Below are 10,739 nucleotides of genomic sequence, written 5' to 3'. Positions count from 1 at the left end.
AGAAATGGAATCTACAACGACCGGGGTGCCAAAAGCGGCATCGCGGAATTCGATTGGCAGACAAACTACCAAGGGTTCTGCCGCGGCTTCAATGCTGCGGAGTCCGGCACCGTGAAAAAGATTCTCCCACCCATTTCATAGGTAAAAATATGGGCACTTCGCATCCAGCGCGTCTCAAAGCCGGAATAGGTTTTATCCACACATCACCAGCATGTCGAGGTCATAACCAAGTCGATCACATCTTGTCGCCTTGCCGTTCCAGCTTCCTCGCCTGCCAAACGGCCTACAACAAATCCAGCACATTTTCTCATGTTGACAGAGCTAATGAATCTCAATATCAGATAATCGATTCGAAAAACTGCCACCCGCAATCGAAGCGATCGATCTGCGGTGGCGCCGCAAGAACCACCAAACATAAAAAAAGGAGATTTCGTAGATGAGAGTTTGTGTTGTTGGAGCAGGTCCGTGTGGACTGACTACGGTCAAACAGTTGCGCGATGAGGGACACGAGGTCGTCTGCTACGACAAGAACTCCGGCGTCGGCGGGATCTGGCTCCGTGACGGGGACGACGGCACGAAGACGAAGGCGTTCGACCACCTGAAGCTGACCATCTCCATGCGGTTGATGGCCTTCTCAGATTTTCCCTTCAAGGGTGGCCGCAAATTCTATTCCCGGCAGGAGTACTTCGACTACCTGACCGAGTACGCCACCCGCTTCAACCTTTTGGGCTGCATTCGCTCCGACACGGAGGTTACCGATGTCAGGAAGACCAGTCAGGGTTATGTCGTCACATCCTGCTGCCGCGGAGTCGAGGTCAGTGAGAACTTCGACGCGGTGGCGATGTGCTCCGGCCCTTTCAAGACGCCCCAACGTCAGTTCCCCGAGCTGGCCGGCTTCACCGGCGAGATCGTGCATTCCGCGGGGTATCGCAACGCCGAGCGCTTCCGCGGCAAGCGCGTGCTGATCGTCGGCCTGGCTGAGTCCGGGGCCGACATTGTGCGGGAGATCAGCGAGACCGCCTCCAAGACCACCCTGGCCATTCGCTCCTACACTTTCCTGCTGGCGCGGATCGTGGATGACCACCGTAGCACCGACAGCCGCACCGTGCGGGCGCACCATCACGAGATGTACGATCGCGCCACCAAGCGCCCCGTGCCTTACAAAACGTTCTGGGGCAGCAGTCGGCTGGCCAAGACGGCATTCGGTGCCATGTCAGTCGGCCTGGGGCTGATTTCGTCCCTTGGTGGCATCGTGCAGGCCCTGCGTGAGCGGATCAAGCCGCGGACCTACGCAGACGTCAACCTGCTCGGCGAGCCCATGGTGCCCTACAAGATGGACGTGGGCTGCGAGGAGGAGAAGGAAAACTGGGACTTGATCAAAAAGTGGAACGAGAAGTCCCACCCGGAAGGCAGCTGGAGCCCTCGCGGCATCTTCTGCAAGAACGTCAGCTTCATCCCGAGCATAGTGAACGGCAAAGTGGTGGTGAACGACACCGGGCTGGCACGTGCCGAGGGCAACACCGTCCACTTCAAAGATGGTGTGCACGCCGAGTACGACGCGGTGGTGCTTTGCACCGGCTACGAGCGCGATCTGACGCTGGGGGATCTGAGCATCGAAGACGGCAACGTCCGCAACCTCTACCGGCACTTTCTGCATCCCGGTCACGATGGCAGGGTCGCCTTCATCGGCTTCCTGCGTCCCTTCTCCGGCGGTATCCCGATCTGCGCGGAGATGCAGGCCCGTTACTTCGCACGGGTGCTCAGCGGGAAGTTGCAGCCGCCTCCCAACCTCGCCGAGGTCATCGCCGAGGAGAAGAGCTGGGAGGAGTACTGGACCGGGCTGAGCCCCCGGCACACCGAATCCCACCCCTCCCAGGTTCTATACCTTGACGCTCTCGCGCGGGAGATCGGCTGCCTCCTGCCGCTTCGCATGTTGTTCCTCAACCCGAAGCTGTTCATCCAGGTCTGGTTCGGCAGCTTCAACCCCTCAGCCTACCGCATCGTGGGGCCGCACAGCTTCCGCGAGGCCGCCCTGGCCGACCTGTACTCCGAGCCCGTCGAGGACCGTGGCAACATGTGCTACCACATGTCAGTGCTGCGGATGATGCCCACGTCGGTGCACCCGAAACATATGATGCCCTAGTAGCAAACACAGGAAATTACCCATGACCACTCTCACACGCAGCGGCACGGCCGAAGTCCAAAACGGCCGACGCTATATCAACATTCTCTGCAAGCATTGGGCGCGCAAATTCGACGTCCAGCTTGATGACGAGGGGGCCAAAGTCGTTTTTCCAAAAGAAGAAGACGACCCCGACTATCCCGAGGATGCGACGGCCCTCTTCCGCTCGACGGAGTCCCGGCTCGATGTCCATCTCACTGCGTTCACAATGACACAGCTCGACGCCTACTGGGGCGCGATTGATGACCACCTCGACCGCTTCGCGGCACGCGAGGGCGGCCTGCGCCTGATTTGGGAAACACCCTAGCACCTACCCGGCCGGGGGCGGGGCGCAGGGGTGGCATTCGAGGGGCAGTGCGCAAGGCCACCTTCAAGCCAGTCTTGGCGGCAAAGTAGTGACAGGTTCTAACCTGTCCACCGCGCCACCCACGTCGGACTGAGACAAGCTAAAGCATGTCACTCCTTTGATGCCCGCGCCGCCTCTGCTCTTGCTTGGGCAACCACTGAGTCGGATCAAGGCAACTCAGAAAACTGCGCTCTCATTTGATGATCTCGCCTTCGAGCAACTTCTGGACCGCGGGGAAAAGTTCTATTTCGTCGTGGTCCGCACTGGGGACGATGTCCGTGGTGACCGGGATGCCGTGCTGCCCATAGTTTTTCTGGGTGGCGAGACGCTCGATGCGGTTCTTCCCTGCCGTGTTGTAATCGGCTCCTTTCACGCCATCTCCGAATCCTCGCTCCAGCGGATTGGCAATCGGTACATAAACGGCGAGTTCGCATTCGGACTCGATTTCGTCGCGGTCCTCAATGCGGGTGAGGAGGTTCGCCTTGCAAGGCAGGGAGTCGCTTTGCAGAAGGATGTCGATGAGGGCGGCACCGGGGCCTTCCATGGCGGCGCGTACAGCGTCGAGTTTGGCTTCGATGTGGCTAAGGAGGACCTGCTCGTCAATCAATCCATCAGCGCCGAAGCGATGGACGATGGCGAAGAGGTGGTTGAAGACAAGATAATAGCCGAGACCGTTGCGAACGATGTCATCGGGCTCGAATACTTTTGGAAGGTCGGCAAGCTCAGGCACAAGTGCGACGAGGGTCCCGCGATGACTTTCGGCCAGGGCGATGCCCTGAATGTCGCGGTAGTAGGAGGCCTCGGGTATTCCGTCGCCAGCAAAGCCGATGACGACATTCTGCTGGTGCGCCTCAAGGGCGATGCCGTGCTGGTCATACACACCGAGGACGGGGGCGATGGCCACGATCCAGTAGGCATCGAACCAGCGTTGCGCGGCTTCGGACAGGGAGATGCTGCGCCGCTCAGCCAGACGCCACACAAGGTCGAAGAGACGTGAGTGGTCCGCGTCAGTAAGAGGATCCTCGGTGAGGGCGGCAATGGAGTGGACGGCTGGGTGACGAGTTGAGTCGCGAAAGGGATTGGCGCGAAAAATGGCCTCAAATCCTGTTTCCTCGATCCCAGGCAGGTCGAGGCCCAGATAGGCGGGGTCTTCAAGGACGAAGAAGCCGGGAAACTCGTCCTCCACGCGACATTCTCGCAGGAGTTGGGTGATCCAGACACTGTCGCCGAGCTCGCTCTTGAGATTGAGCCGGAGGGAGTTCGTGAGTTTCACCGGAATGGAGAGTTTGAGCATCCAGTCGAGATCTTCCGAATAAACAGTGCGCACCGAGGATGTGGGGGTGAAACAGGGCCCCAGCTCGCCGAGGGCGATCAGCGACTTTGCGGCCAGGAGTTCCCGCACGTGAGGCTGGTGATGAAGCCAGTGGGCCTGCAGCGGATGGACGGGCAGCAGAGCGTAGCCAGAGGCAGCGAGATCGGCGAGACGTTGGCGAGCGGTTTCGTCGAGTCCGTGGCACGCGATCTCAAAGCTTAGGGTCTCAGCAGACATGTCCAGGAGGGAATCCTGGATGACAAGCTCGTGGCGGGCAGCGAAGAATTGCAGCCGGAACCGCCCGTGGAGCTCGGGAGTGTAAACGGGGTGCTGCCAGGCGTGCATGCCCTGGCGCGACTTGGGCGTGGGATGGAGCCAGTGGCCCGTGACGACGGCCTGTTCGGATTCGATGAACGAGGTCTCGCGTTCTGGATTTCCTAGATCCCTCCTCGCGCGGCGGTGGGCGAGATAGCGCTCCATCACCTGATGGCTCTCGACAACCCGCGACAGCAGTTCGAGGCGTTGTGGGCTGCCGGGATGTTTCGCGTAGATTTCGTCGATGAGCCGGAGCTGAGCCGTCAGTGCATCGAGCTTCTGCCAGGCTGATGCACCGGCGGAGCGTTCGTGGACTTCGGCGATTGTATGACGTCCCACCAGGGATCGGTAGCGAATGAAGAGGGCGAGGGTCGTGCGGACCTGCGGAAGTGAAAGCTCCACGACATCGCGGACCCCGGTCCCGGCGGCGAGGCCGAAGTGGGCGAAGAAATGTCCGGGCTCGTGCCAGAACCCTTCGTTGACTTCGCGGAGGTAACAGTTGCAAAAAGCCTGGAGCGAGGCGTCGGCAGCGGTGAGTTGCATGGGGGGGAAAATCAGTCCTCGACGGGTTGAATCGGGAATGCAGGTTCGAATCGGTCGGGGCGATGGCGGTAGCAAAAGGCGATGGCGACGGCGAAGGTGATCCATTCGGCGAGCGGTAAAGCCCAGAGGAAGGACCATTGTGAAGAGCTGTCCCGGAGGGCTGCCTGGTCGAAAAGGTGGGCGAGGCCAAGGAGGAAGCAGGCAGGCAGGATGAGACCGCGCAGAATCGCCACGATGGCCGATGGGGTTGGCCTGTGGATGGCGGTGAGGTAGCAACTCAGAATGACGTTGACGCCGTTGACGAGGAAGAGCGGCCAGATGGCAAAGGCAAGGCGGCTTGCCTCTTCGACGATGGCGGCATCCTCACCGCTCAGGAACCAACCGGTGAGCTGGTCGCCGAAAAGCAGCAGAGAGACGGCGAGACTGAGGCCGATGCCACTCGATCCAATGAGCGCAGTGGAGAGGAACTGCCGGATGCGCTGGTGGTTCCCCGCGCCGAAGTTCTGACTGACAAGGAGATGGAGGGCGTCAGCTACCCCGTAGGTCAGCATCAAGCTGAGGTAGATGTAATAACTCACGACGCTGAAAGCGGCGACGCCGTCCACGCCCAGGCGGCCGATGAGGAGGAAGTTCAGCAGCCAGATGATGATGCCAGCGGAGATCTCGTTGATGAATTCTGACACCCCGTTGTAGCAGGCCTTGAAAAGATGGGACCAACGGGTCTGCCGCCAGATGAAATGCAGCGTCCGCCTCCGGCTGAAGAAGTAGATGCAGAGCACCGCGGCCTGCGCCACCTGGGCGATGGCGGTGGACCACGCGGCACCGGCGAGGCCCCACCCCCATTGGCAGACGAAGAACACGTCGAGACCAATGTTCCCCAGCGAGCCGACGAGAAGCGAGATCGTGGCAAGAATCGGATGGCCGTCGGCCCGCACGAAGTAGTAGAGAACCATCGTCGTGAGCTGGATGATGAGGGTCCAGCGCAGGATGCCGAAATATTCGCCGACCATGGGCACCAACTCGGTCGGGATATTGAGCAGCCGGAACAGCCAGGGCTCGAAGACAATGCTCGCGAGGGTGAAGAGAGTCGTGGTAGCGACCGTGGCGATGAGGGTCTGGCTAAAGACCGAGGATGCCGTGCCTGGATCCTTCGCACCCATGTGCGTGCCCGCGCCCACCGATCCACCGATAGCAAACATCAGCGCGAGGGCGTAGAGCACAGTGAGGAGCGGGACGAGGAGGGTGACCGCGGCGAGAGCGTCTGCACCGACATAGTTTCCCACGAAGATGCCATCAACGAGGCTCGTCGTGGTGAGCGCGATCAACCCCACCATGGACGGGACCGCGTAGTAAAAGAAGGTGGGCAGCACCGCGCCGTTCAGCGCGGGATTTTTCTCGGGAGTCATCGGTTCGAGGAAAAGGTCAGGCGCAGATCAGTTCGCCGGGCTCAGGCGCATCCGCCTCCGTGCCCTTGCGGATCGCCATCGAAAGTCCGAGGTGCGAAAGCAGTTTCAGGAATGGGAGCGGGGGCAGTTCCTCGACGTTGGCCATGCCCTTCACGTCCCAGTCGCCCTGGGCCAGGAGCATGGCGGCGGCAACGGGCGGGACGCCGGCAGTGAAGGCGATGGCCTGGGAGCCCACATCGGCAAAAGTCTCCTCGTGGCTGCAGATGTTGTAGATGAAGATTTCCTTGTGCTCGCCCTTGCTGTGGCCCTTGATGAGGGTGCCGATGCAGGTCTTGCCCGTGTAGTCTGGCGCGAGGCTGGCGGGGTTGGGCAGGCAGGCCTTGAGCACACGGAGCGGGACAACACTCTGGCCGCAGGAGGTGGTGACTTTCTCGTGGTTGAGCAGGCCGGTCTTTTCGAAGACCTCCAGGCAGCGCAGGTAGTGGTCGTCGAATCCCATCCAGAAGCGCACAGTCTCGACACCCTGGATGTGCTTCGAGAGGGAGTGAACCTCATCGTGCCCCATCAGATACAGCTTCTTCTCGCCCACCTCAGGGAAGTCGTAATCAGTGGTGCGGGAGTGGTGGGGAAACGTGCGCCATTCGCCGTCCTCCAGGCAACCGGCGTCCTCGATGATCTCACGCAGGTTGATTTCGGGGTCGAAGTTCGTGGAAAAAAAGCGACCGTGACTGCCGTCGTTCACATCCATGATGTCGATGGAAGTGATCGAGTCGAATTCGTAGCGTGCGGCATAGGCGCAGTAGGCGTTGACGACGCCGGGGTCAAAACCGACCCCGAGAATGGCTGTGACGCCTTTTTGGGCGAATTGCTCCCGTTTCTTCCACTCGAAGTTCGCATACCAGGGATAGGGCGCATTCATCACCGCAGAGTCCTCGTGGACGGCAGTGTCGATGTAAGCCGCGCCGGTCTCCAGGCAGGCATCCATGACCGACATGTTGACGAAGGCCGTGCAGACATTGATGACGATGTGGGATTCCGTCTCGCGAATGAGGCCCGCGACCTGGGCGGAATCGGAGGCATCCACGGTGCGGGCGAAGATTTGAAAAGACTCTTCGCGGCGGTAGTTCCTGGCCTCGATGGACCGGATCACCGTCTGGCAATTTTCAAAGTTTCGCGAACTCAGGCAGATCGAGCCAAACACCTGGTTGTTTTGGGCGCACTTGTGTGCCACGACTGCGCCCACGGCGCCTGCTCCAATGATGAGGACATTCTTTTTCATGATGGTTGGCTGCGAATAAAAAGGCTGGATGAGCTAGACGAGGTGCGTGTTTGTCAGGGCTTCACGGAAATCCTCGTAAGTCGGCTGTTGGACGAGGCGGAGTTCGCCGGAGAGGTTCCGGTGGTAGATGGCCGGCATGCGGATGCCATTGAAGTAGTTCTTCTTCACCATCGAGTAACCCCCCACATTGGGGAAACGGAGCTCGTCGCCGAGGGCGACGGGACGGGGGAAAACGTAGTTGCCGAAGTGGTCGCCGGCGAGGCAGGTGCGCCCGCAAATACGATAGACGTGTCCGGCGCGTCCGCCCAGGTCCTTCGCGTCCCTGGCCAGGGGTTCAGCACCATCGACTTCCGGCGTGTATCCATAGGTCAGCACGTCGAGCAGGTGCGTCTCCACCCCTGCATCGACGACGAGGGTGGGCACCTCGTTTTCGACGACGTCGAGCACCTTGACCACCAGGCTGGTCGAGTGGGTGACAGCGGCCTCACCGGGTTCTAGGTAAATTTCCAGGGAATGACGCTGGGAGAATTCACGAAGGCGGCGGCAGAAGTCGTCAATCGGATAGGCTTCGTCAGTGAACGCGATTCCTCCACCGAAGCTCAACCACTGAAGGTGGGGCAGGAGCTTGCCGAAGCGCTCCTCGATGACATCAAGCTGCGAGCAGAAGCTGGCCAGGTCGTCGTTGTCACAATTGACGTGAATCATCGCCCCCTGAATGCGCGAGCCGATGTCCTCTGGCAGCTCCTCAGCGCGCACGCCAAGCCGGGAATACTGGCAGACGGGATTGCTCAGTTCGGAGCAAGAATGGCCAATGCCCGGATTGAGGCGCAAGCCCATTGAGATTCCTGCAGCATGGTGGCCCAGGCGATTGAGTTGGCCGAGCGAGTTGAAGATGATCTTGTCGCAATATCCCGCGACTTCCGCGATCTCGTCGTCCGCGTAGGCGACCGAGTAGCCGTGTGTCTCCCCCCCGAACTTCTCGTGGCCCAGCCGCGTCTCCCAAAGGCTGCTGCTGGTGGTGCCGACGAGATACTGGCGCATGAAGTCGAAGGCGCACCAGCTTGAGAAACATTTCAGCGCGAGCACACACTTGGCCCCGGAGCGCTCCTGGACCAGGCGGATGCGCTCCATGGCGGGGAGCATCCGCGCCTCGTCGATCAGGTAATAGGGAGTGGAAAGCCGCATGCGTGTGCCAGTGGTTAAAGCGCAGCGGTGGTCAGGGCCTGGAGGCCGAGCGTTTCTGCCTCCAGCAGGGAAAGCTGCTCAGCGTCCCGCTCCAGTGTGCCAAGAACGTTGGGGCCAAACCATTCGAGCGAGGCGTCGAGCGTGGGCCAGAGCGCTGTTTCGTTCATGACATGGGCGAGGAACTTACGGTAGTCGAAGGCCCCGTTGAAAAGGCTCACCATGCCGGCACGGCTGCCTGCGGGGGCATAAACATTGCCGGGCAGGAACTCCTGGAGGAAGGAGCGGGAGCGCACATTCTTGAGGTGCACGTGGGCGACGAGCGGCTCAAACTCGCCGATGACTTCGAAGGGGTCGGCTCCTGATTCCCACACGTGAAGGACGTCGAAGTTGAGCCGCAGCGCGGGGTGGTTGATTTCCTCGATGAGCTGCCGCGTCGATTCCCTCGTGTCGGCAAGGGTGTGAGGATGCATCTCCACGACAAGCTTCATGCCGTGCCCTTCGGCGGTGTGGCAGAGCTCGCGCATGCGCAGAGTCCAGTCGCGGCGATCCTCGGCGGAGACTTCCTGGCTGGCCTTGTTGCCGGCAAAGGTGCGGAGCTTGCTTGCCCCCCAACTTTGCGCGAGGCGGCAGAGGTCAACGGTCTTGTCAATCACGGCCTGGCGATCTCCCTGCACGGGCAGGTAATCGCTTAGCATGGGGACGCAGAGTCCGTGGGACCGGAGCCAGTCGAGGTCGTAGCCCGGCCGGTCGCGCAGGTTGATGGCATGCACGCCCCAGAGCTCGATGCCTGAGAACCCGCGTGGTGCGGCCCATTCCACCACTTGCTTCAGTGAGATCAGGTGGTGACGGAAGGAGATGGTGCAGAGGGAAAGTTTCATCGAACGGACTCCAGTTCGGCGATGGCAGTTGTTTCCCGGGAGAAGTTTTGCTCGCACCACATCTCGAAAACCTCCTGCATCCGCGCCTTGATGCGGTTCTCGCGCTCAACTTGTTTGTCGAGCAGGTCGAAAATCTTGTCGCCGAGTCGGCGGTCGCCGGTGGTGGCCAGCTTGATGGCGTGGAACTGGATGAGGGTGTAAGTCTTCGCCAGTTCGTCGATGACCTCGCACCAGTGGTCGAACTCCGCCTCCTCCAGTTCCAGCTCGCGCCAGAAGAAAGCGAAGCCATGCTCGTAGGAGTACTTGCGGATGGAAAGGATGGGCACGTCGTCGAGGGCGTGCCGCAAGGCCGCAAGCGGCAGTTCGTCGCCGTTCTTGTCACAGCCTCCGAGATGGGCCTCGATGACCTGGCGCACCGCCTCGGTCATGAGATGGCGGCCGAGGAGCATGCAGTGCTCGTAATAAGCGCGGATCTGGGTCGGGTGCGGTTCGTGCGCGGATTTGTCGGAGAAGACGTAGCCGCCACCCACGGCGGGGTGCCGAGCCGCATGGAGGAGCCGCTCCTTGGTCGTCACTCCCTCCCACCGGTAGTCGGGGTCGTACACGAACCATGTCTCCGGCTTCTCCGTCGGACCGAGCATCAGATAGTGCGGGAAGGGGTCCTTGTTGAACTCGTTCACGCGTTCGGGAAGGCGGTGCATGTCGAGCATCACCATGATGTGCTGGTCGGGCGTACGGTTCTCCACGAGGGAGACCAGACGTCGGACATTTTCCTCGCGGCTTATGTCATGGTCGAACCAGGGCTCGACCTTGATGCCGAAGAGCCTTTCATACCAGTCGAGGAAAAACTGATGACTGATCCGCTCGCTGTGGTAGGAAATCTGGCACTTCTCGGTGACGACGATCTCTGAATCCCAGACGCCAAAGTAGAGGGTGCGCTGGTCGAAGTTGAAGCGCTTGATCACTTCGCTGAGGCAGCTTACGAAGCAGTGGAGTTTGATGTCCTCCTCGTACTCCAGCAGTTTCTCAGGATTGGGGCGTGGCTGGGCGTCGTAAAAGAGCTTGGCCACGGCACGCACCGTGGAGAAGTCCTTGTCCATGATGGCGGAGTCAGGCAGGGAGAGGTTGTATTTCACCTCCAGGCTGACGAGGAGTTCGAGCGTGTCGGCCGAGTCGAGTCCGAGGTCCTCTTTCAGCCGCGCGTCGCTGTGGAAGCCGCTCAGATCGAGGTGCGGCATGTTGCTCGCGAGCGATTGATAGATGCTCTCGACGATTTGTTCTCTCGTTTTCATG

Annotated in this window: 8 protein-coding genes; 2 read left to right on the top strand and 6 right to left on the bottom strand. The window is 60.6% G+C overall.

The window, feature by feature from the left end; genetic code table 11:
• Window positions 1–436 precede the first annotated feature (436 nt).
• Both VSP_RS02565 and VSP_RS33510 read left to right on the top strand, forming a co-directional pair.
• Complete coding sequence (locus VSP_RS02565; protein ID WP_029190120.1) at window positions 437–2,143, top strand: flavin-containing monooxygenase; 1,707 nt, start codon at window positions 437–439, stop codon at window positions 2,141–2,143.
• Between the two features lie 22 nt (window positions 2,144–2,165).
• The gene (locus VSP_RS33510) at window positions 2,166–2,489 is read left to right on the top strand and encodes a DUF2218 domain-containing protein (protein WP_009958520.1); all 324 of its coding nucleotides are present in this window, start codon (window positions 2,166–2,168) and stop codon (window positions 2,487–2,489) included.
• Window positions 2,490–2,721: 232 nt separating this feature from the next.
• Here the strand turns inward: VSP_RS33510 and VSP_RS33505 are convergent, their stop codons facing one another.
• Genes VSP_RS33505 through VSP_RS02530 form a run of 6 tightly spaced genes read right to left on the bottom strand, consistent with a single transcriptional unit; the run spans window position 2,722 to window position 10,738 of the window.
• A complete protein-coding gene (locus tag VSP_RS33505) occupies window positions 2,722–4,698 on the bottom strand; it encodes an IucA/IucC family protein (RefSeq protein ID WP_009958519.1) in 1,977 nt (658 codons plus the stop codon).
• Window positions 4,699–4,709: 11 nt separating this feature from the next.
• On the bottom strand, window positions 4,710–6,104 hold the full coding sequence (locus tag VSP_RS02550) for an MATE family efflux transporter (protein WP_009958518.1): 1,395 nt from the start codon (window positions 6,102–6,104) through the stop codon (window positions 4,710–4,712).
• A gap of 16 nt (window positions 6,105–6,120) precedes the next feature.
• Complete coding sequence (locus tag VSP_RS02545; RefSeq protein ID WP_009958517.1) at window positions 6,121–7,383, bottom strand: saccharopine dehydrogenase family protein; 1,263 nt, start codon at window positions 7,381–7,383, stop codon at window positions 6,121–6,123.
• 33 nt (window positions 7,384–7,416) lie between these two features.
• Window positions 7,417–8,568, bottom strand: coding sequence for a carboxynorspermidine decarboxylase (locus tag VSP_RS02540; protein WP_009958514.1), 1,152 nt, complete (start codon window positions 8,566–8,568; stop codon window positions 7,417–7,419).
• Between the two features lie 14 nt (window positions 8,569–8,582).
• A complete protein-coding gene (locus VSP_RS02535) occupies window positions 8,583–9,446 on the bottom strand; it encodes a sugar phosphate isomerase/epimerase family protein (RefSeq protein ID WP_009958513.1) in 864 nt (287 codons plus the stop codon).
• Window positions 9,443–10,738 (bottom strand): DUF6005 family protein, encoded by a 1,296-nt coding sequence (locus VSP_RS02530; RefSeq protein ID WP_009958512.1) that lies wholly within the window; start codon window positions 10,736–10,738, stop codon window positions 9,443–9,445. Before VSP_RS02530 ends, VSP_RS02535 begins: the two co-directional genes overlap by 4 nt.
• Window position 10,739 lies beyond the last annotated feature (1 nt).

The sequence above is a fragment of the Verrucomicrobium spinosum DSM 4136 = JCM 18804 genome, from assembly GCF_000172155.1.
Lineage (GTDB): Bacteria > Verrucomicrobiota > Verrucomicrobiia > Verrucomicrobiales > Verrucomicrobiaceae > Verrucomicrobium > Verrucomicrobium spinosum.
The sequence above is the reverse complement of the archived record's forward strand: the minus strand, read 5'-3'. Positions and strand labels throughout refer to the sequence as shown.

Coding starts and splice junctions, on each gene's coding strand:
- VSP_RS02535 (WP_009958513.1), bottom strand. CDS start 9,446: ATGAAACTTTCCCTCTGCACCATCTCCTTCCGTCACCACCTGATCTCA.
- VSP_RS02565 (WP_029190120.1), top strand. CDS start 437: ATGAGAGTTTGTGTTGTTGGAGCAGGTCCGTGTGGACTGACTACGGTC.
- VSP_RS33505 (WP_009958519.1), bottom strand. CDS start 4,698: ATGCAACTCACCGCTGCCGACGCCTCGCTCCAGGCTTTTTGCAACTGT.
- VSP_RS02540 (WP_009958514.1), bottom strand. CDS start 8,568: ATGCGGCTTTCCACTCCCTATTACCTGATCGACGAGGCGCGGATGCTC.
- VSP_RS02545 (WP_009958517.1), bottom strand. CDS start 7,383: ATGAAAAAGAATGTCCTCATCATTGGAGCAGGCGCCGTGGGCGCAGTC.
- VSP_RS33510 (WP_009958520.1), top strand. CDS start 2,166: ATGACCACTCTCACACGCAGCGGCACGGCCGAAGTCCAAAACGGCCGA.
- VSP_RS02550 (WP_009958518.1), bottom strand. CDS start 6,104: ATGACTCCCGAGAAAAATCCCGCGCTGAACGGCGCGGTGCTGCCCACC.
- VSP_RS02530 (WP_009958512.1), bottom strand. CDS start 10,738: ATGAAAACGAGAGAACAAATCGTCGAGAGCATCTATCAATCGCTCGCG.